At 62.9% G+C, this 21740-nt stretch carries 15 protein-coding genes, 2 tRNA genes and 1 pseudogene; 10 read left to right on the forward strand and 8 right to left on the reverse strand.

What is annotated here, in order from left to right:
- The first annotated feature begins 512 nt into the window (after nt 1-512).
- The gene (locus CRD60_RS04180) at nt 513-2939 is read left to right on the forward strand and encodes an alpha/beta fold hydrolase (protein ID WP_407923168.1); all 2427 of its coding nucleotides are present in this window, start codon (nt 513-515) and stop codon (nt 2937-2939) included.
- Nucleotides 2940-2943: 4 nt separating this feature from the next.
- Nucleotides 2944-4005, forward strand: coding sequence for an alpha/beta fold hydrolase (locus tag CRD60_RS04185; RefSeq protein WP_113860053.1), 1062 nt, complete (start codon nt 2944-2946; stop codon nt 4003-4005).
- A 3-nt stretch (nt 4006-4008) separates the two neighbouring features.
- Here CRD60_RS04185 and CRD60_RS04190 read toward each other — a convergent pair whose 3' ends face one another.
- The 5 genes and pseudogenes from CRD60_RS04190 to tgt all read right to left on the reverse strand — a co-directional run bounded on the left by CRD60_RS04190 (nt 4009) and on the right by tgt (nt 7896).
- Entirely contained in the window at nt 4009-4296 is a 288-nt protein-coding gene (locus CRD60_RS04190) for a YkoF family thiamine/hydroxymethylpyrimidine-binding protein (protein ID WP_113860054.1), read from the reverse strand.
- Nucleotides 4275-4955: pseudogene (locus CRD60_RS04195) on the reverse strand (class I SAM-dependent methyltransferase); the annotation flags it as partial. The gene CRD60_RS04190 and the pseudogene CRD60_RS04195, both read right to left, overlap by 22 nt.
- A 379-nt stretch (nt 4956-5334) precedes the next feature.
- A tRNA-Leu gene (locus CRD60_RS04200) sits at nt 5335-5417 on the reverse strand.
- Nucleotides 5418-5562: 145 nt separating this feature from the next.
- Nucleotides 5563-6351 carry a nitroreductase family protein gene (locus CRD60_RS04205; protein ID WP_236630829.1) on the reverse strand — a complete coding sequence of 263 codons (789 nt, stop codon included), beginning with the start codon at nt 6349-6351 and terminating at the stop codon, nt 5563-5565.
- Between the two features lie 213 nt (nt 6352-6564).
- The gene (tgt, locus tag CRD60_RS04210; protein WP_113860056.1) at nt 6565-7896 is read right to left on the reverse strand and encodes a tRNA guanosine(34) transglycosylase Tgt; all 1332 of its coding nucleotides are present in this window, start codon (nt 7894-7896) and stop codon (nt 6565-6567) included.
- 397 nt (nt 7897-8293) lie between these two features.
- Between tgt and CRD60_RS04215 the strand changes: the two genes are divergently transcribed.
- From CRD60_RS04215 to CRD60_RS04245, 6 genes are all read left to right on the forward strand, one after another.
- Nucleotides 8294-10150, forward strand: coding sequence for a trypsin-like peptidase domain-containing protein (locus tag CRD60_RS04215; RefSeq protein ID WP_113860057.1), 1857 nt, complete (start codon nt 8294-8296; stop codon nt 10148-10150).
- 390 nt (nt 10151-10540) lie between these two features.
- Nucleotides 10541-12919 carry a heavy metal translocating P-type ATPase gene (locus CRD60_RS04220; RefSeq protein ID WP_113860058.1) on the forward strand — a complete coding sequence of 793 codons (2379 nt, stop codon included), beginning with the start codon at nt 10541-10543 and terminating at the stop codon, nt 12917-12919.
- A gap of 53 nt (nt 12920-12972) precedes the next feature.
- A complete protein-coding gene (locus CRD60_RS04225; protein ID WP_113860059.1) occupies nt 12973-14436 on the forward strand; it encodes an FAD-dependent oxidoreductase in 1464 nt (487 codons plus the stop codon).
- Nucleotides 14437-14905: 469 nt separating this feature from the next.
- The gene (gene htpX / locus CRD60_RS04235; protein WP_113860061.1) at nt 14906-15853 is read left to right on the forward strand and encodes a zinc metalloprotease HtpX; all 948 of its coding nucleotides are present in this window, start codon (nt 14906-14908) and stop codon (nt 15851-15853) included.
- A 132-nt stretch (nt 15854-15985) separates the two neighbouring features.
- Entirely contained in the window at nt 15986-16180 is a 195-nt protein-coding gene (locus CRD60_RS04240; protein WP_201737204.1) for a hypothetical protein, read from the forward strand.
- A 139-nt stretch (nt 16181-16319) separates the two neighbouring features.
- A tRNA-Gly gene (locus tag CRD60_RS04245) sits at nt 16320-16393 on the forward strand.
- A gap of 212 nt (nt 16394-16605) precedes the next feature.
- On the opposite strand, the gene CRD60_RS04250 is transcribed toward CRD60_RS04245, so the two are convergent.
- The 3 genes from CRD60_RS04250 to CRD60_RS04260 form a co-directional block, all read right to left on the reverse strand.
- Nucleotides 16606-17457 carry an SDR family oxidoreductase gene (locus CRD60_RS04250; RefSeq protein ID WP_113860062.1) on the reverse strand — a complete coding sequence of 284 codons (852 nt, stop codon included), beginning with the start codon at nt 17455-17457 and terminating at the stop codon, nt 16606-16608.
- Nucleotides 17458-17467: 10 nt separating this feature from the next.
- A complete protein-coding gene (locus CRD60_RS04255; protein ID WP_201737212.1) occupies nt 17468-18241 on the reverse strand; it encodes a carboxymuconolactone decarboxylase family protein in 774 nt (257 codons plus the stop codon).
- A gap of 202 nt (nt 18242-18443) precedes the next feature.
- Nucleotides 18444-19331 carry a LysR family transcriptional regulator gene (locus CRD60_RS04260; protein WP_113860064.1) on the reverse strand — a complete coding sequence of 296 codons (888 nt, stop codon included), beginning with the start codon at nt 19329-19331 and terminating at the stop codon, nt 18444-18446.
- A gap of 115 nt (nt 19332-19446) precedes the next feature.
- Between CRD60_RS04260 and CRD60_RS04265 the strand changes: the two genes are divergently transcribed.
- Both CRD60_RS04265 and fbaA read left to right on the forward strand, forming a co-directional pair.
- Complete coding sequence (locus CRD60_RS04265; RefSeq protein WP_113860065.1) at nt 19447-20385, forward strand: LysR family transcriptional regulator; 939 nt, start codon at nt 19447-19449, stop codon at nt 20383-20385.
- Nucleotides 20386-20547: 162 nt separating this feature from the next.
- A complete protein-coding gene (gene fbaA / locus CRD60_RS04270; RefSeq protein ID WP_113860066.1) occupies nt 20548-21651 on the forward strand; it encodes a class II fructose-bisphosphate aldolase in 1104 nt (367 codons plus the stop codon).
- The last annotated feature ends 89 nt before the right edge of the window (nt 21652-21740 follow it).

The raw sequence follows: 21740 nt of genomic DNA on the forward strand, positions 1-21740 counted from the left end.
TTCTTGCAATTTCTCCATTGGATGGGCCAATTTTCCCAGCAGGAGTGGTCCCGTAGGGAATCCAGCCCGGACCGTACCGGTTCGGGGGAGGTGAGGAGGGACAGGCATGGCTGGGCCGTTGATGGTTTCCGATTTTGGTGACTTTTTCATGACGATGGTTGGTGACCGGTAAGGCATGTCACGCGAAAGGCACCCTCCTCCAGGACCCAGGATGGCGTGCCCGTGGCATGGTTGGCCTCCTTCTGTCATGGAGCCGCCCATAGCCCTTCTGCACCCTGACGGCCGTCTGGCCGGTCAATGAACACCTTCCGCCAATCATGCGGTCGCAGACGTAAGGCTGAATGTCAGATAGCCGATGGAGCTCACGGTGTGAACCGCCCCGTCCGGACCGATACCTAATGAAAGTCGATGGGATGCCAACGGCGTTTGAATCATTCCTGAATGGCGGCATGTTCCTAGCCGGCCTACCCCGGGCATCCGCCTTGACTGGGTGTGTAGGTAGTTTTGGGACCATGGCGGAACCAATGGATGCGAAGGATGTGGTAGCGATGCAGGCGATTGAGGATTTTCCGGCCCGTAAAGCCCGGACCTTGCGATTCAGCTGTGGGGCGCCTCGCTCGGCACGGCTGATAGGAGACGGTCGCAGGGCCCTTTTCCTGCGGTCCCGAGGCTCGGAGGATTTGGTGACGGCCTTGTGGATGAGTCTTGTCAATGGGCCCGGGGCGGATGGAGAACCGGCGCATCAGGAGCTGTTGCTGGCCGACCCCCGTGAGCTGCTGGCTGATGCTGATGAAGAGCGGCTGCCGGATGAGGAAAGGGCCAGACGCGAGCGTGCCCGGGAGGGCGGTCAGGGCATTGTCTCCTATTCAGTGGATGAGGCCGGTCGGAAAATCGTCTTCACCATCAACGGCCAGCTCTTTCTGACCACAATCGACCCAGATGGCCAGGGTTCCAACACCCGTCAACTGGCCACGGACAGTCTTGGGGCGGATGGCTCCCCCTGGCTTCCTGTCATCAACCCGGAGATTTCGCCGGATGGCAGGATGGTCGCCTACACGACCGGCCGGCGGCTGGTAATGGTGAGGATTGATGACCGTGAGGGGCTGGATGCCGACAATGCTGAGCGGCTGGCCTACCATGACCGGGTCTGTGGCCTGGCGGATGTCTCGGACCGTGCGGACTGGTTGCCTGGGGCGGGCTCTGGGGCGAGCGATTCGGACGAGACTTGGAAATTGGGCTTGGCTGAGTTCATCGCCGGTGAGGAGATGGATCGGTACGCGGGTTTCTGGTGGTCGCCGGATTCCCGGGCCTTGCTCTTCGAGGTCTTCGACAGTTCGCCCGAGCCGGTCTGGTATATCAGTGATCCGGCCAATCCCGACCGGCCCGCGGCCAGCCGCCGTTACGCCCAGGCCCTCAGGGCCAATGCTCGGGTCTACCTGGCTGAGGTCAGGCTGGCCTTCGACACCCAGGGTGCCTATGTTTCCCGTGAAACATTCCCGATTGACTGGGATAGTGAGGGCTACGAATACCTGGCGGCAGTCAGCTGGACCGGCGGGCACCGGCCGATAATCCTGGTGCAGAACCGGACCCAAAGCAAGGACCAGGTCTTGGAAATCCTGGAATCCGGCCATACCAGACTTCTTGAGGCCCATGTCAACGACCATTGGCTGGACCTGCTGCCCGGCACCCCTGCACTGACCCCTGACGGCCGTCTGATCTGCGCCTTCAATGACTTGGAGGCCGACAGCAACCGGCTGACCTGTGACGGCAGGCCCTGCACGCCGGCGGGTTGGCAGGTCCGGTCGCTCTTGGACGTGGCCGATGACAGTCTGCTGGTGACCGCCTCCAAGGACCCCAAAACCATTGACCTGCTAGAGATACCCCTGGGCTGTCCCGGGCAGGGGGAGGAGACGCAGGTCCGTGTGCTCAACCCCTCCCCAGGTATCTGGACTGGCTCGCGGGTCGGCGGCCAGCTGCTCATGACCGGCCGGACCATGGAATCGCCTGCCCCCATAATGACTCACCTGGGCCACTCCATCGCCTCCATGGCTGCGGAGCCCGGCTTTAGCCCACAGACCCGCTTTGTGGAACTGGGTGCCCACCGTTTACAGACGGCCATCACCTATCCGTCCGCGCAAAGCCCGTACGCCCAGGCCGAGCGGCTGCCGGTCCTCCTCAAGCCCTATGGGGGCCCGGGCCACCAGGAGGTCATGCTCAGCCAGTCCCACTACTGGGATTCCCAATGGTGGGCGGACCAAGGCTTCCTGGTCGTCACCGCAGACGGTCGCGGCACCACCGGACGTGGCCCCGCCTGGGACCGGGCCATCCATAAGGAGATGAAGGCGGTGACCCTGGCGGACCAGGTCGAGGCGGTCCAGGCCCTGGCCGAGGCCGAACCCAAGGCGGACACCGGCCGGGTGGCCATGATCGGCTGGTCCTACGGGGGCTTCCTATCCGCGCTCGCCGTGCTTGAGGCGCCGGACGTCATCCATGCCGCCTGCGCAGGCGCCCCGCCCACCGACTGGTCCCTCTACGACACCCACTACACCGAGCGCTACCTAGGCTTGGATCCGCAGACCTACGAGCGCAACAGCATCATCAGGGACGCCCCGGCCCTGCGCCGGCCGCTCCTCCTGATCCACGGCTTCGCCGACGACAATGTGAGCATCGCCAACTCCCTGCGGCTCTCCCAGGCCCTCATGGCGGCTGGCCGGCCCCACAGCTTCCTGCCCCTGACCGGCATCACCCATATGACCAACGATGAGACCGTGGCCCGGAACCTGCTGATCATGCAGCGGGACTTCCTCTACCAGGCCTTGGGCATGGAGGCGGGCGGGGCCCAGAGCCCGGCCAGGGCTGAGAGCGACTGTGCCGCTGGCCGGCGGCCACTGGTGGAAGGGAGAGGTTCCAGGCACCAAGGGGCCCTGCGGGTAAGCTGAACCTATGAGGATACCGCTGATTGACGAACAGGATTATCGGTCCCAGATGGAGGGGCGGGTGCTGCCAGCCCTGGCCCGCTGCCGGGTTGAGGGGTGGATGGACCCGGCCCGTCTACCTGGCCAGGAGCAGCCCAGCGGCCGGCTCCACTACTTGTACTATGACTCCCGGGCCTTTGACGGCCTCGACATCGAAGGTGCTGTGGGGAGCTTCCACGGGACCATCGTCATATCACATGGCTTCACCGAATTCGCGGAGAAGTATTCGGAGATGGTCTGGTATTTCCTCCTGGCCGGCTACTCGGTCTGCGTGCTGGAGCACCGGGGCCACGGTCATTCCATCCATGACATCAAGGACCCCTCCCTGGTGTGGATCGACGACTGGCGCCGCTATGTGGCCGACCTGGCCAAATTCTCCTCGACCATCGGGCAGCAGTATGCCGACGAATCGCCCCTCTACCTCTATGCCCACTCCATGGGTGGCGGCATCGGTGCTGCCCTGCTGGAGGAGCATCCTGACCTCTTCGACAAGGCCGTCCTGTCCAGCCCCATGATCGCCCCGGATACCGGCGTTCCCAACTGGCTGGCCAGGGTGGCGGCCGCAGCCATGTGCACCATCGGGCAAGACAAGCGTATGGTTCCCGGTCATGCGCCCTTCTGTGAGGACCAGGACCTCTCTGGGTACGAAGGAGCCTCAGCGGCCAGGGTCTCCTGGTACCACCGGCAACGCCTGGCGGATACCAGCTACCAGACCAATGCGGCGACCTTCGGTTGGCTGCGTGAGGCCCTGCGGCTCTCCCGGGCCATCATGCGCCCCGAGGCCTGCGGGCGGGTGGAGACCCCCAGCCTCCTCTTCCAGGCCGGACGTGACACCTGGGTCAGGAATGGGGCCGAGGACCGTTTCGCCAAACAGGTCACCGCCGCCGGTGGCAACGTCGAACTGGTCCGCTTCGCGGACTCGGCCCATGAGATCTTCTCCATGCCCAACCGCACCTTGGAGCCCTACCTTCAGCGGATCCTCGGCTATTTCCAGGCCCCTACGGTCCCCTCTCTCATTGACGACGAATAGGGCCTAGGTCGGGTCGGATTCCGTTGGCGGCAGGGGGCAGCCGCAGACGTTGGAGAGGGTGCTAGTGCAGACGTAGCGGATGCCTTGGTCGGCCATGCGGGCGTCCACGGCCTCCAGCAGTTTGAAGACCCGGCCGGATTCACCCCGCACGATGGTGGCCATGCCGTTGGTCTCGGCCTCCAGGCCGGAAGCCCTCACCAAGTCGAGCACCTGGTCGACCGGTCCGTTGTAATCGGCCTGGCCCAAGGGGTAGAGGCTGATTTGGCAGCTTATTTGGTGAAACTGATGCATGTGAACCCTCCTCGGGTGGTCGTTGCGCAGCGGCGGTCTTCCTCGGCAAGGGTGTAGTCCTGGTCCGGCCGTTCGGGCGGGATGAAGAGGCAGTCGGTCCTGGACCTGACATGGTCCGGGTCCAGGACCATGAGGTCCTCTGCCGTGGGGAAGTGGGCGTACTCGTAGGCGGTGCCCCTGCAGGCGGGACTCTCGTAGAGGTCGGCCCAGGCCCCTCCATGTTGGATGCTGCCGATCACAATGCTGCCGCCGGGCCTGACCAGCTTGCGCATGGCCTGGTAGGCTGCGGCCATATCCGGCAGGAACTCAAAGCAGGCCATGGAGAAGGCGGCGTCGAAGGAGCCCTCAGGCCCTTGCATGTCCGTGATGTCCATGAGTCGAAGGTCGGCTTGGAATCCCGCTTGGCGAAGCTTGCTCCGGGCTTGGTCCAGCATATTGGGGGCGATGTCCACACCGGTCATACGGCAGCCCAGGGCGGCCAGCTTGCAGGTGAAGATGCCGGTGCCGCAGCCGACCTCCAGAATCGCCTGGCTCGGCTGGGGATTGAGGGAGTCCATCAGGGCCCTGGTCTCGACTTGGTCGGCCAGGGAGCCCGGCGCCGTGTCCAGCCAGTCGTCATAGCCCTGGTAGAAGCGATTGAAGACATTGATCATGCGCTGCCCCTTCTGTCCGGTCCTCTTGGCCCTATCTTTGGGTCAGTTGCCTGCGTTGATGCGGGAGGCTCCTATGGAGCCAGCAGTGCCTATGCTAGCGAGACCCGAAGCCCAGAAGGTGGTCCCCTGCCACGTAGAGGTGGAAGAAGCCATCATGAGCAATGGCCTGGTTCTGGTTCTGGTCCTGGCTATGGGGACTATGGCCGACTGGCTGGTGGATTCGAGCGATATGGCCTATAGGCAGAGTTCCATACCCCCACCAGATACACCAACATCATTGACTACCCCGCACACATTTTGGCGTATATCCCCGTATACCTCGTTGAGCATGACCATACCTATCAGAAAGGGCTGCAATCTACATGCAGCCCCTTCTTCAATCAAGTGCGAGCGGGGGGAGTTGAACCCCCACGAGCAGTTGCTCACTGCCACCTGAAGACAGCGCGTCTACCATTCCGCCACGCTCGCAGACAATGGACAAAAATAGCACTTGGACGAGATAAAGACAAGTCCGGGTGTGCCGTGACATTCCGCCAGGTATCGGTTGGCCAGGTCCCTGGACCTATTGCCTATGGCAGTCGCCGCTTTCAAGCCAAGGAGGGGGTGGGTGCTCCTACTCCCATGCCACCTGGTCCTTGCCGGCGCTGGCTGCCCCGATTTCGAAGTTGCGCTTGGCGCAGCCCAGGCCAACGTGGGCAAAGAGACCGGTTGTGGCTTGGGCCCGGACCTTGCCGGATTCGGTCAGGGTGAAGAGAAAGGGCTGCTGGCCCAGGGAGGTGGGGGCCAGCATGGCCGCCTCCATGCCGGCACGGAACCAATCGGGCGCCTCATCCAGGCTCATCCCCTCGGGGAGTTGGGTCAGATTATCCATGGGCTTGGAGTGGTGCTTGGCACCGGCCCGGGCTCCGTGGCCGAAGGCCAGGATCCAGATCAGGTGCTCCTGCTCGTCCAGCTGCCACCAGCCCTGGTCGGCGTCATCCAATACGGCCCAGGAGTTATCAAGTCCCAGTCTGACCAAGGTTAGGGAAAGCTGTTCGCCCCAGTAGCCGACAGCTTCCTGAAGGTCACGCTCGGCGGGGTTGTCCAAAGGAAACTGGTCGGCCTTCCTGTCGTGCAGGTCGGCGGGTATGGCTCCTGGGCCGATCAGGGCTATGGCGTTGTGCACACCCTTGAAGCGCCCGTAGTGGGTCTTGTGGCCGGCAAAGGCGTCATCAAGTCCGCTGGCCATCTGCAGGTGGAGGCCGGAGCGGGCCTTGCAGCTTGCTATCTCCTGATCCAGGGCCTGGAGGATCTCGGGTGCCACGGGCTCATCGGTATACATTCTGACCGAATGACGGGCTGCGACGGCCTGGCCCAGGTCCATGGTCATCAGGTCGGTTCGCATGTCTGAAGCGGTGTTCATCCTTGAGGAGCTCCTTCTGCCGGTCCTCTTATTTACCATCCCGTATCCTATTGCACCTCGTCGGCTAGAGCCGTATTCTGCCGACGTGTCGCACCCAGCCCCTTCCTCCTTGCTGGCGGGTTGCCGCTTGCGCATGCCGACCTGGAGTGGCTTGTGCGGAGGCCCTACAGGCAGGAGGGGGGGGTTGAGGTGGGGGATGGGTGCCGGTAGGAGTTAGCCGCGGCTGCCGTGGGCGTAGTAGCGGGCCAGGGTCTGGTCGCGGAAGTCCTCGAAGTAGCCGCCGTCGATGGAGGCGCGGATGTCGTCGAGAAGCTTGATGAAGAAGCGCTCATTGTGGATGGTGGCCAGGGTGAAGCCGTTGATCTCGCGGGCCCGGAGCAGGTGGTCCACATAGGCCCGGGAGTAGTGGGTGCAGGTGTAGCAGTCGCAGCCCTCCTCCAGGGGGCCGAAGTCGTGCTTGTGTTCGGCGCGCTTGACGTTGTAGCGGCCATCGCGTGTGAAGATGGCGCCGTTGCGGCCGCAGCGGGCCGGGGCCACGCAGTCGAAGGTGTCGCCGCCGTTCTCCACGCAGGCGAAGATGTCGTCCACGGCCGCGATGCCCAGTACGTGCCGGGGGCGGTCCTCCGGCATCTCGTCGCAGATCCAGGCGCAGGTGTTGCCGATGATCCGCTTCTCGATGGCCCCGCCGATGCCCACCCCATCGAAGTCCAGGGAGGCGATCTGCTGGGCGGCATGCCGGCGCAGGTCCTCGTAATTGGCACCCTGGACCACCCCGTAGAGGGCCTGGTAGGGCTTGCCTACCCGCTCGGCCGTCAGCCGCTGGTGCTCGGCCACGCAGCGTTGGGCCCAACGGTAGGTGCGCTCCACCGACTGCTCCTGGTAGGACCGGGTGTTCATGAGGGTGGTCAACTCATCGAAGGCGAACATGATGTCGGCGCCGATCTGGTGCTGGATGCCCATGGAGATTTCGGCTGAGAACCGGTGCTCGTCGCCGTTGAGGGGTGACTTGAAGGTCACGCCGTCCTCGTCCACGAAGGCCCGGCGTTCCTTGCCTTCGGCGATGACCTGGTCGGACTTCATACCGGTCACATCCATGGCCAAGGTCTTCTTGAAGCCGGCACCCAGGGACAGGACCTGGAAGCCGCCCGAATCGGTGAAGGTGGGGCGGTCCCAGTTCATGAAGCGCCCCAGGCCGCCCGCCTCGTCCAGAACCTGTTCGCCGGGCCGCTCGAACAGGTGGAAGGCGTTGGAGAGCATGCACTGGCCGCCAAGCTCCTTGATGGTCTCTGGCAGTACGCCCTTCATGGCCGCCTGGGTGGCCACGGGCACGAAGGCCGGGGTTTGGATGTCGCCGTGGGGGGTGTGAATGGTGCCGGTCCTCCCCCAACGCGCTCCGTTGCGACCCTTGCCGTCGGCCGAATCCGCCAGGCGGGTCCTGGTCTCGAAGGAGAAGGCCCTGCGGTCTCCTGGCTGGCCGGTCTGTGCTCCCCGCGGGTGGTCCAGAAGGTTGGTCTGCTTGCTGGTGTTGCTGCTGCTATCGCTCATACCGTTCACTCTAGGCGAAGCCCTGCATGGGACTTCTGCCTGGGCGAAAGCGGCCTCTTGTGGTCCTGCCACCAACGCTTTCGCTCTGTGGTCCTGCCCCGTCGCTGGCGTTGGTCCGCTGCTAGTATCGGAACAGTAGAAGACACGTTGAAGGTATGGGGTTTGCCTATCAGCCGGGAATGTTCGTTGGACCGTCGAATATCAGGTTGTCTGTCGGTCGAAGAGCGGCGTGGATGTGGCTGGAATGACGCATTCGGGTAATCTGACGAAAACTATCGACTTCCTTTACACTGGTATTCAGGAAACTTCCAGAGCGAGTGCTTTTACTGTGAGATAACGATTCAAGCAGTTCGGCAGCCGCCAAGGGCGGAACCCCCCCATAATGTAAGGAGCAGCAATGGCTGAAGAGCATGAGGGTGATTGGCAGGGCCAAGGCGCGCAGCCTCAGCATGACCCCAGGAACAATCAGGTCAATCCTTTCGTCTCACCCAATCAGCAGGGTGAGCATACTGGCCAGACAGGTCTGGAGGGTAAGGCAGCACAGACCGCTCACACCGACCAGGATGAGACGAGGGCCGACAACACGGGGGGTGCTCCTACCGAGAACATCTACCGCCCGGCGCCTGAGTATGGGGTCTACGGGCCGGCCGTTACAGAGCCCATTCCTACGGGGGAAGCGACTCAGGGGCAGGATTCCGCCGCTGGGCAGGTGCCCGGGGTGGATGGGAATGCCCAGACAAGTCCGATCGCCCCGGCCGGCCAGTCCGGTCCTGATAGCCAGGTTGGTCAGGCTGGTCAGCCCAGCCAGCCCGGTCAGACGGGTGACCGCAATCCCTACCTCACCGGGAATCCCTTCTATGGCAACGGCAATGCCGGCCAGCAGAACCCCTTCCAGGGGCCACAGGGACCCCAAGGTCCCCAGGCTCCCCAAGGGCCCTTTATGCCAGGGCAGAACAATGGCGGCCCCTCCGGCCCCCAGGTCCAGCCCCATCGTAAGGCCCCCAGCAATGTGGTGACCGCCGTCGTCTCTGCGGTGGTCACCGCTGTGCTCTGCCTGGGCATCGGCTATGGCGCCATCACCGGCGGCCTGGTCCGGGTGCCGGCCAGCAGTTCCCTGGGGAGTATCTCCTCCAACCAATCCGGCTCCGGCTCGGCCAAGGCCAAGAGCGGGCAGAGTGTTGATTGGACCGCCGTCTCCAAGAGCGTCTCGGGTTCCGTGGTCTCCATCCAGGTCCAGGTCCAGAACGGCATGGCCAAGGGGTCGGGCGCGATCCTGGACGACAAGGGTCATATCGTCACCAACAACCACGTCATCTCCGGCGCCCAGGCCATTCAGGTCACCCTGGCCAATGGCGAGATGTACGAGGCCGAGACCATCGGCACCGATACCTCCACCGATCTGGCCGTCATCAAGCTGAAGAACCCACCTAGCAAGCTCACCCCTGTGGAATTCGCCGATTCTGACAAGCTGGCTGTCGGTGAAAACATCATGGCCATCGGCAACCCCCTGGGCTACGATGACACGGCCACCACCGGTATCGTCTCCGCCCTGGACCGGCCAGTCTCCGTTATGGACGAGAGCAAGTCCGAAGTGGTGACCAACGCCGTGCAGATCGACGCGGCCATCAACCCGGGCAACTCGGGCGGCCCCACCTTCAATGGCGCCGGTCAGGTCATCGGCATCAACTCCTCCATAGCCTCCACCGCCTCATCCAGCTCCCAGGCCGGCTCGATCGGCATCGGCTTCGCCATCCCGTCCAACCTGGTCAAGCGGGTCTCCGACGAGATCATCGCCCACGGTTCCGCCAAGCACGTCAAGCTGGGTGTGACCATCAAGAGCGCCCAGGTCGAGGCTGATGGGGTGTCCCGTGGAGGCGCGCAGATCGTCAAGTCCGCCGGTGGTTCGGGTGTGGTCTCCGGCAGCCCCGCGGACAAGGCAGGCCTCAAGGTTGGCGACACCATCGTGGGCTACAACGGCAAGGCCGTCAACAACAATTACTCCCTGCTCGGCTACATGCGTGCGGCGGGCCTGGGCGACAAGGCCAAGCTGACCGTCGTTCGTGACAAGAAGACCATCGAGGTTGATGTAACCCTGGACCAGGCCGAGGACGCCCCCAAGGGCAACAACCGCTCCGAACGCAAGCGCGGTGGCAATGGCGAGGGTCAGCAGGACCCGAACCAGCAAGGCCAGGGCGGTGGTGACGACGGTGACGGTGACGACGGTGGCCTCTTCGACCCCTTCAACCAGTGGTAAAGCCGGCATACCGCCACTAGCTACGGCGGCGAGACCGGGCCGCTAGTTCGCCGGTCTCTCGCCACAGGCAGATGATGGGCGCGGGCCAGGGTAACACCTGGACCCGCGCCCATTGCTGTTGGTCTCAAGTGGTCCTGTCCGCAGGATGTTGCTATGCTGGACCTATACATGTTGATGTTCTCGGGCATGGGCCTGTGCCAGCAGGAGTCGTAGAGCTGGCTTTGACCAAGCCGAGGGCATTGGTATCTATCCATCTTTACGCCGTGTATCGCGCTGATGTGGGTGGCTGATGTTGAGGCCTCCCGCCCGCCGATGGGTTAACAAGGCGTGAATGCGTGGCCGTACCCGGCTGGTGCCAGGGTCGGTCCGTATGCGACGTAAGGAGGGCTGATGCATAAAGTCATCGCTCTGTTCAGGCGGGTTCCGCTCCTGCCCATCACCATTCTTTCCGCCATTCCCGTGGCACTCTTCTGGGATTGGCGCCCCTGGGGTTCCTCCTTGGGTGACATCAATCCGTCCTTGGGCCAGTATGTGGTCATAGCCCTGGTTGCCTATTCCGTGTTCGACGCCCTCAAGGGCATGGTCGAATCGCTGAAGGAAGGGCATGTGGGGGTTGACATTCTGGCCGTCCTGGCCATTCTCTCCACCCTGGCTGTCCGTCAATACTGGGCCAGCTGGGCCGTGGTCCTGATGATCTGGTCCGGTGAGGCCATTGAGGAGTATGCCCAGGCCAAGGCCGAGAGCAACCTGACCCTACTGGTCTCCGCGGCTCCCCAGGAGGCCCATGTCTCCGACCTCCCCGGTGTCGGTAAGCGTCATGAGGGCCAAGGGCAGGGTCTTGCTCAGGGGGAGGCGCAGCCGGAGGACCGGCAGCTGTCGAAAACTCGTTTTCAATCCACACAGACCGACGCCGCTGGTCGGGACTCCGGGTCAGCCGGCAAACCCTCCGGCCTCGCCCACCCTGCCGACAAGGCCTCCGCGACAACCTCCCATTTTCATACGGTCGATGTGGAATCGGTCAAGCTGGGCGATGTGCTGGTTGTTCTCCCCGGCGAGACCGTCCCGGTCGATGGGCAACTGCTGAGCGGAACCGCCACCCTGGATCTGAGCAACATCAACGGCGAGCCGGTGCCCAGGCAGGTGTACGCCGGGGCGCGGGTCATGTCGGGGGCCGTCAACGGGGCCACCACCCTGATGATGCGGGCCACCCAGCTGGCCCATGATTCCCAATACCAGAAGATCCTGCAGCTGGTCTCCTCCGCCCGCAGCTCGCGGGCGCCTGTGGTCAGGACCGCCGACCTGCTTGCGGTGCCCTTCACCCTGATCTCCCTGGTCATCGCCTCCGTGGCCTGGTACCTGACCGGCGTGCCCATGCGCTTCGCCCAGGTGCTGGTGCTGGCCACCCCCTGCCCCCTGCTGATCGCCGCGCCAGTGGCCTACATGGCCGGCACCGGGCGGCTGGCCAAGGCGGGCGTGCTGATCAAGGCCCAGGAGGTCCTGGAGAACCTGGGGCGGGTGACACATATCTTCTTCGACAAGACCGGCACCTTGACCATGAAGAAGCCCCAGGTGGTCCGTATTGATCTGCCCCTTGGGCAAGGGCAGGCTGATGGGACCCTGGCGGCCGGCCGGGACCAGGCGGCAGCTGGCGGGCCGGACCAGGGAGGGGTGGACGCCGGGCGTGACCGGATTCTGGCACTGGCGGGAGTGGTCGAGACCTACTCCGTACACATTCTGGCCAAGGGTATATCGACGGCGGGCGGGGAGGCCCTGCGGCGGCAGCGCTCGCAGGAGGTGGCCGCCGGCTTGCGAAAGCCCAGTCATCTCAACGATTACCCGGTGGTAGCCCAGGTGGTCGAAGACCAGGGTCAGGGCATCAGCGGGCAGATTGATGGTGTCAGGGTCAGTGTGGGTCGCTTCGACTACGTGACTCGGGATATGGTCAAGGCCCAGTCCCCGGCCCAATCCCCCGCGCAGTCCTCGCCCCAGGACTCTGGGCGGGGCCTCAGCCAGGAGACCAGCTTCCCCGAGTCCCTCTATGGTCCGCAGGCGCCCGACCAGATGAACGCCTTCGTGGCCATCGACGGGGTTCTGGCCGCCCGCATCGTCCTCAAGGACCTGCCCCGTCCGGATGCCAGACAGTCGGTCGAAGCCCTGGCGGCCATGGGCATTGAGCACCTGACCATGGTCACCGGCGACAATGAGGCCTCGGCATGGACCGTCGCCAAGCAGGTAGGCATCAGCGAGGTCGATGCCGGACTGCTCCCCGAAGGCAAGGTCAAGGCCGTCCGCAGGGCCAGGGAGGCGACCAAGCCCGCACCCTGGTGGGACAGGCTGCTGGCCGGCTTCTCTGGTCAAGGCAAGGGCCTGGACCGGGCCGTCTCCATGATGGTGGGCGACGGTGTCAATGATGCCCCCGTGCTGGCGGCCGCCGACATCGGCATGGCCATCACCGACGGCACCTCGACGGCCGCATCCGAATCAGCCCAGGTGGTCATCATGAACGATGACATCAGCGCGGTTCCCGAGGCCATAGCCATCGCCCGGCAGACCAAGCGGGTCATGCTCCAATCCGTGGTGGCCGGGCTGGGCCTGGCCATCGTCTGCATGATTGCCGCCGCCTTCAACCTGATTCCAGTGGTGGTCGGGGCCTTCATGCAGGAGGGCATTGACGTGGTCTCCATCCTCTGGGCCTTGACGGCCCTCCTGGACCGCAGGCCGGACTCCGGGCAGCATGAGGTCGCCGGGCCAGCGCAGGGAACGATGTAATTTCACAAGCCGTTCCCTGTTGCGGTCGGGGACTTTGCGATAGGCTAGCAAGCATGACTGAACAGACTGCAAGCAATGCTAACGATGGCCAGCAGGAGCTGCGCATAGCGGTGATCGGCGCCGGGCCGGCTGGGGTCTACTCCTCCGATATCTTCCTGCGGGAGCTGCGCAAGAAGGGTGAGGAACTGGGGCTGGGCACCAGGGCCAGGATCGACCTCTACGAGAAGCTGCCCGTGCCCTTCGGCCTGGTCCGCTACGGCGTGGCCCCCGACCATCCCAGCATCAAGTTCATCGCCGATGCCTTGGAGAAAACCCTCGACAACCCGGACATCCACCTTTATTGCGACGTGGAGTTCGGCAAGGACATCAGCCTCGAGGACCTGCTGGACCATTACGATTCCGTCGTGTTCGCCACCGGGGCCGTTGAAGACAAGCCCCTGACCCTGCCCGGGGCGGACCTGGGCGGTGTCTACGGAGCCGCCAAGTTCGTCGAATGGTATGACGGCTACCCCACCGGCGCCCGCAGTTGGCCCCTGGACGCCGAGGAAGTGGCCGTGATCGGCGGCGGCAACGTCGGCATGGACGTGTCCCGTGAGCTGGTCCGCAATGCCGACGACCTCAAGGCCCGCACCGACATTCCCGACAATGTTTACGAGGGCATCAAGGGCAACAAGGCCAAGACCCTGCATATGTTCATCCGTAGGGGGGTGGCCCAGGCCAAGTTCTCGGTCCAGGAGCTGCGCGAGCTGGAGAAGCTGCCTGGCGTGCAGATCGTCATCAACGAGGCCGACTTCGACCTGGACGAGGCCACGGTAGAGGCCGCCGCCGCAGACAAGCTGACCCGGCAGATGGTCGAGGAGCTCTTCACCATCCGCGAGATGGCCGAGGACATGGAGGCCGACGGCGGCACCGATTACGAGGGCAACCCGGCCGACCGCAAGTACTACCTCCACTTCAACTCCGACCCTGTTGAGGTATTGGGAGAGAACGGCAGGGTGATTGGCCTGCGGGTCGAGCGCACCCGGACCGACGCCGACGGTAGCATGCACCGCACTGGTGAGTTCGATGACTATTCGGTCCAGGCCGTCTACCATGCCATCGGCTACAAGCCGGCCAGCGCCCCAGGTGTGGCATACGACGAGAACCGAACCGTTCTGGCCAACAAGGACGGCCGCATTCTGGAGTCCGTGGATGGGGCCGTGGTCCCCCGCCTCTATGCCACAGGTTGGGCCAAGCGCGGCCCCATCGGCCTGATCGGCTCCACCAAGTCCGAGGCCCTGGTCGTCGTGGCCAACATGCTTGAGGACCTGCAGGAGCAGAAGCGTACCGGCATGCTGGCCACCGACCGTGATACCGAGTCCCTTGAGCGGCTCCTGGAGTCCCGTGGCGTCAAGCCCATCGACTTCGCCGGCTGGAAGCGGGTTGATGCCTACGAGCGCTCCGAGGGCGCCAAGGAGGGCCGCGAGCACAAGAAGGTCATCGACCCCGCCCAGCTCCGCCAGCTGGCCCAGGGCTGAGGCCAGCCGCCAGTCCTGCTCACTGCCTGATGTTCCGTCTCTACCGCGCGGGGCATCAGGCATTACCAATGTGGCCGGCCCCTCTGTCTCAGACCGGGTGCACGGCAAGCGTGAAGGGTTCAGTCGCGCTCCCCTCAGCCGCCCGGGTGCCGCTTCCCTCGGCAGCCTCCTTTCGGCAGAGCCCAAAGGCCTCAGCCAGCGTCCACAGCGCAGGGGCGAAGGGGTGGCTTTGCGCTCATATGGGGCTCGATGTGCAAAATATACAATTTCAAAAGTGGGTTTTGTGCAAAATGCAGGAATTGGACAAGGGTGGGGCTGGTTTGGCTGGCTCGGATTGGCCGTCTGCATGTATGGTGCGGGGGCTTGGGCTGATGGTAGGCCAGCTATCCAGTGGGCGTCCAGAATCCATCAAGATAGTCTTTAGCTAGCCTCCAGCGCAACGGGGATGGAAACGGTTAGACTTTGTCCTATGAACCGTAGTTTGAAAGTACATGGCCACTTCAATGGGCTGAAGACCACCCTGCTCTTCGCCCTCATGTGGGCTGTAATCATGCTGATTTGGTGGCTGACCGGCGGATCGAGCGGCACGCTGGGCATCTATATCGTCATCGGGCTGGTCATGACCTTCGGCTCCTACTGGTTCTCCGACCGGATAGCCATCGCCTCCATGGGGGCCAGGGAGGTCTCCGAGCAGGAGGCCCCGGAGCTGTACGGCATAGTCAGGGAGCTTTCGGCGAAGGCCGGCAAGCCCATGCCCCGTATATACATCGCCCCGACCATGAGTCCCAACGCCTTCGCCACTGGCCGCAACGAGCGTCATGCCGCCGTCTGCTGCACCCAGGGTATCCTGCAAATCCTCAATGCCCGTGAGATTCGTGGTGTACTTGGCCACGAGCTCATGCACGTCTACAACCACGACATCCTCACTTCCGCCGTGGCCTCGGCCATGGCGACCGTCATCACCTACCTGGGTTATTCGCTCATGTATTTCGGCGGTGGCGGCAACCGTGACAGGGAGAACAGCTCCGGCATACTGGGCCTGATCGGTGTGGTTTTCAGCTCCATCCTGGCCCCCATCGGCGCCTCCCTCATTCAGATGGCCATCTCCCGCACCCGCGAATATGACGCTGACGAGGACGGCAGCCGGCTGACCGGAGACCCCGAGGCTCTGGCTTCGGCCCTGAACAAGATCTCCACCGGTGCCCAGGCCAACCCCATGCCCCAGACCGCCGGCACCCAATCGGCCGCCGCCATGATGATCGAGAATCCCTTCTCGACCCAAGGGCTCAGCCGCCTCTTCTCCACCCACCCGCCTACTGCCGACCGCATAGCCAGACTGGTGCAGATGGCCCAGGAGATGCGCGTGGACCAGGTCGGCGCATCCTCTGGCCCTATGGGTGCACAGGTGGGCTACTGACCACGATGCACGTTGGCGGGTGGGCCCGCTGCCGCCCCGATACTCAATCATGCACCTTGGGAAAGCGATAGAATGGAGGGCAACGGGACTGCTGTGCTGGCGGCCACAAACCGTGTGTGATAGGAGGTGCCGATGATGGCCAACAATAATCATTGGGACGAGAAGGATCAGAAGCAGTACGAGCACATTCGGGAGAGCGAGCTCAAAGAGGGGCGTGAGGAGAAGACTTCCGACCGGATTGCCGCTGCGACCGTGAACAAGGAGCGCCGCCGCCAAGGCCGTACGCTCGCCCAGCAGCAGGGATCCGCTGAGGGCGGCAGCAAGTAAGCAGTGGTAGCAAGTAGCGTCGCGTCATGCCAACATCTTGCCGTCCGCTTCCTTGTCGATGCGGTCGGCATGGTCATGTGGCGAGGCTAGGTAGCCTGTGCTAATCTGTGTACTCGTATGCGTCATCTGACGCATGCCTGCGGATGTAGTTCATCGGTAGAATGGAAGCTTCCCAAGCTTCAGAGGCGGGTTCGACTCCCGTCATCCGCTCCATATCATTTACTTTTCTTTGCCACAGCAGTGATGTTTCCGGTGTTCTAGCGTTTCCTGGCCTCGAAGTCACCGCCGTGTTGCCGCTGGCTTGTTGGCATAAAGATGCCAGGGCAGTTCACCGCTAGGGAGTCCGTATGGGCGGGGCCGGGTATCGGCTGCTGCGCCCGAACCCGGCCCGTTTGTGTGCTCGTGAGTGCGTTCTTGAGTCCGCGTTACTCGTCGATGTCCGTGGACTTGGCGATTTCCGTCTCGGAACGGTATTCGCCCAGACGCTCCTCGAGCCGCTTGATGGTGTTGTCCAATGCCTGCGACCCGAGCACCAAGTGCAGTGGGGTCTCCGGTTTGTTCGAGCTCTCGATGATGCGGGCTGCCATCTTGGCCGGGTCGCCGGGGGCCAGGCCGTTGGCAGGGTCCAGCATGGTCAGGAAGGAGTGGGTTGGGCCGTCGTATTCCGGCATGAGCTTGGCCACGTGGGCGCTGCCGTAGCGGAACTCGGTGCGGGCCCCACCCGGTTCCACGATCAGGGAACGGATGCCGAAGGGCTTGACCTCTTGGGCCACGGCCTCCACGAATCCCTCAATGCCGAACTTGCTGGCGTGGTACATGGAGTTGCCGGGGTAGGCCACCTGTCCGCCGTAGGAGGAGATCTGGATGATGATGCCCGATCCCTGCTTGCGCAGATGGGGTAGCGCGGTCCTGATGACCTGGATTGACCCAAGCAGGTTGGTGTCCAGGATGTGGTCGACTTCGTCATCGCTCAGCTCTTCGGCGGCGCCAAAAAGCCCGTAACCGGCGTTGTTGACGATGGCGTCGATGTCGCCATGGCGATCGAAGGCTTCATTGACCACCCTGTGGATCGCCTCCACGTCGGTCACGTCCAGAATCTGGGCATCCAGGCTGTCAGGGTAGAGGGCCTGCAGGTCCTCTATGGCATCCATCTTCCTGACGGTGCCGATTACGGTGTTGCCGGCGGCCAGCAGCTGCTTGGCCATTTCCTTGCCAAAGCCTGAGCTGATGCCCGTGATGAACCAGGTTTGCGCGTTTTCGTTTGTGGTCGTGCTCATTCTTGTCTCCTTAGTTGTTGGTGTGGGTTGGATGTTGGGATTGCGCTTGCTCGGCTGACGACTGCCTGGCCTCCAGTGCCTCGCGCAGGCAGCGTAGGGCGTTGAGGCTTCGGGGGTAGCCGATGAAGGGAACGGTCTGTGAGATAACAGCTATGAGGAAGTCCTTGCTGGTCCCCAGTCGAAGGTTGGCTCCGGCGTGCGAGACCAGTTGCGGTTCCGCGCCGCCCTGGGCTGCCAGGAAGCAGAAGGTTATCATCTCTCGTTCCTGGAGACTCAGACCGGCCCGGGTATAGTAGTCGCCAAAGCAGTTGTCCGTAAGCCAGCGGTTGATATGCCTGCTGTCTTCCGGCCCCGATGACCAGAAGCCGGCCATGCTCTCACCGAATATCGCCGTCTGCGCCTTCTCGCCGGCATTCAGCCGCTTGTCCGGCTCGCAGGTCGTGGTTGCCTGTGGTTCCAGTGGCAGCCGGACGCCCCGCTCTTCCAGCACCCGATTGGTGGCTTTCAAGAAGGGGAAGACCCTGCCTATGCCCAGATAGGGCACGGCCTGGTAGACGATCTCCTTGATATGAACCGGGGTGAGCCCGAAGTTCAAGGCTGCCGGAAGCACGGCCGTAAACTCATCAATGCCCTGGCAGCCCAGCAATCCCGCCAGAATGACCATAAAGCGGGTGCGGTCATCCAGGTCAACCTGGTGGATCACCTGATCAAAGGCAAAATTGTCGAAACGTTCGATGAATTCCGGGTCGGTCCTCAGAAAATCGGATTGGTAGCCTGGGAACATACGCTCATGGAAATCCTGGGCGAAGTCACTGATAGGCATGGCCCCTCCTTGTGCTGTGTGGTGCCGGTATGGGAATTGCCGGCCTGTACATGTGCAAGATTAGGGGCTGGGCGCGGAGGGAACAATCTGAATTATGGGGCAGATTGATAAGTTTTTCTTATAGGTCTTCTGTCAGCAAGAGTTGGGGACAGGGGCCTTACGTTCAGACTGACCCGAATTGCTGCTTGAGGAGTTGGGCGAAGGTCTCCACGTAGTAGCCAGAGTTGTCCCGATTCCAAAAGGCGTAGTATTTGCGGGTCATTGGCTGGCCCCGATGGGTCACCGGCAGTGCTTGGCTGAGATCCCGGCTGAACTGCTGGCTGCCCCGGGCGTCCGTCAGCAGGAAGCCCTTGTTGGCCACCACCAGCATCTCCGCTTCCTCCAACGTGTTGGCGCAGATAAAACGACTCCGCACACCAAGCGTGTTGCGGTGGTAGTCCTCTTCGTCTTCCCTATGGTCCTTGCTGGCGACCAGGATGCAGGGCAGCTTTGACAGGGACGCAATGTCGATGTGGCGCTCGCCTTGGGGCAGTGCCCGCGTGGACAGTACGGCCAGAAGACGCGATTCGGTGAGGTAGAGGTTGTGGAAGTTGCCGGACAAGGCCCGCCGCTGGTCGCTGAACACCAGGTCCACCTGGTCGTCTGTCAGCAACCGGTAGAGGTGCTCGTGGTCTCCATGGGCAATATCCAGGCCGATTTGGGGAAAGGCTTGGGAGAAGGCGGAGACGGCTTGCAGGAACTCTGTGGAACCGAAGGTCTGCAGGTAGCCGACCCTGAGTGTGGAATGGCTCTGCCTGGCAATCTGGACCGTTTCGGTGGTCAATTGATTGACCTCCTGGATGATGGCTTTGCTGCGCTGGTAGAAGTGCTCCCCGGCCTCCGTCAACTCAAAGCTTCGTCCGGTCCTTCGCAGCAGTTGGACGCCCAACTTGCGTTCCAGGGCCTGAATTTGTTGGGACACAGCGGATTGTGAGATATTGCGTTGCTCGGCGGCTCGCAGAAAAGTATGCTCCTCCACCACCGCTATGAAGGTGATCATCTGCTGGAACATGCATTCCCCTGGTGTCTTGGGCTTCTGGCCGGAAGCGTGATGCGATGGGGCCGTGAGACCATTGTATTATCCACAGGAGTGAGGTTGTGACCAGTCTGATGGCTGGCATGGTGACATGAATAGAGAGAGGGCGGCCATGGATGCGAACGCGGATCCCGGCAGAGGGCATAGGTCGGCGATGGGCTTACGGATCCTGCGCTATTTCCTGGCCGTTGCCGAGGAGGGGAACATCACCCGGGCCGCGGAGCTTATGCGGATATCGCAACCCACACTTTCCCGGCAGTTGCATAGTCTTGAATCGGACCTGGGCGTCAGTCTTTTCAATCGCAACGGACTCGGCCTCGAACTGACCGCTGAGGGGAGGCTGCTGTGGGAGAGGGCCAAGACCCTGGTGGCATTGTCCGACCAGACCCGGCAGGAATTACGCGATCTGCACGGCGGCTTGTCAGGATCGGTGGCCATCGGCTGCGCGGAGAGCAGAAGCATGGATGCCTTGGCTGACCGGATTCGCCGTTTTCTTGAGATCCATCCGGGGATCCGTTTCGATATCCGTACCCTGACCGCCGACCTGACCAAGCAGGAGCTGGAGCAGGGGCTGCTGGACTTCGGCCTGCTGACTGAGCCGGTCTCCCTCAATGGGTACGAATATGAACGCATGCATGTCAAGGATTATTGGGGGGTTATGGTCACGCCCACTGACCCCCTGGCCAGCAAGCCCTATGTGAGTCCGCGAGATATAGCCGGCCGTTCCGTGATCATGCCCTCCAGGGATGAGGTGCACAGCGAGATTCTCAACTGGGTGGGTTCATATATGGACGATGTGCAGGTGGCCGGCAGCTTCAATCTGACCATGAACGCGGCCAGCATGGTTCGTTCCGGCATCGGAATTCTCTTTACCTTCGACTTCCCCGCCAGCTTGAAGGGACTGTCCTTCATTCCCCTGAAGCCGGCGGTGACCACAGAATGCTCCCTGGTATGGAAACGGGGCAAAACGCTGATGCCGGCGGCGCGGGCCTTTGCAGAATTCCTGAGGGAAACGGGAGACCTGGATTAATCGCTTTCCTCCAGCCGCTGGCGCTTGGACTTGACCACTGACGGTGGGCGCTCGCTATCTGCCTTCGCTGGAGGGCATGACGGGTTGAGGCGGGTTATGGACCTCTTCCGGCCGCCCTGGGGCTAGAGGTATGCTGAGGACTGGCGAAGGAGATATGACCATATGACGATTGCAACACCGGAACGGTATGCCCAAATGCTGGATGCGGCCAGGCAGGGGGGTTACGCCTATCCGGCGATCAATGTCACCAGCAGCCAGACCCTGAACGCGGCCTTGCAGGGCTTTGCCGAGGCTGAGTCCGATGGCATCATTCAGGTCTCCGTCGGTGGGGCGGCCTATTGGTCCGGGCAGTCCGTCAAGAACCGGGTGGCTGGTTCCCTGGCCTTTGCGGCCTTTGCCCATGAGGTGGCTGCCCATTATCCGGGCATCAGCATCGCCCTCCATACCGACCACTGCGCCCAGCAATACCTTGATGAATGGGTCCGTCCCCTCCTCGCCCATGAGCGCGACCAGGTCCAACACGGTCAGGAGCCCAGCTTTCAGTCCCACATGTGGGACGGTTCAACCCTTCCGCTTGACCAGAATCTGGATATAGCCGAGGAGCTTCTGGACTTGTCGGTCGCTGCCCATACGGTCCTGGAGATCGAGGTCGGTGCTGTAGGGGGCGAGGAGGATGGCCACAGCGCGCAGATCGACGAGAAGCTCTACTCGACTCCCGCTGATGGCTTGAAGGTCGCCGGCCGGCTTGGCCTAGGCGAGCGCGGCCCCTATATGGCTGCCTTCACCTTTGGCAATGTGCACGGCGCTTATAAGCCCGGAGTTGTCCAACTGCGTCCTGAACTGCTTGGCGAGATCCAGCGGACTGTCGCCCAGGCCGTCAGGGGCGGTGGGTTGTCCCTGCCGCCCGCTGCCCGGCAATTCGGCCAGTCAACGCTCGATTGGGTCGACCGGAATGTGGGCGCGAACAAGCCCTTTGCCCTGGTCTTCCACGGTGGCTCAGGGTCCGCCCCGCAGGAGCTTGCCCAGGCGGTCAGCCACGGTGTGGTAAAGATGAACATCGACACCGACACCCAATACGCCTTCACCCGTGCCGCAGCCGGCCATATGTTCACCCACTATGACGAGGTGCTGAAGGTGGACGGTGGCGTTGGCGAGAAACGCTACTACGATCCCCGCTCCTGGGGGGCTGAGGCTGAGGATGGCATGGCGCGGCGAGTGGTCCAGGCCTGCCAGCAGCTTGGCTCCGCCGGTAAGGCCCTTCGCTAAGGAACGCCCGTTTTCATCCTCCTTGCAACCGCACTGGGCCGGTCTGAGGTCTGGACAGAATCCGCCAGCTGCCTGCGCAAGCAGTTGAA

Source organism: Bifidobacterium aemilianum (genome assembly GCF_003315635.1).
GTDB classification, from domain to species: domain Bacteria; phylum Actinomycetota; class Actinomycetes; order Actinomycetales; family Bifidobacteriaceae; genus Bifidobacterium; species Bifidobacterium aemilianum.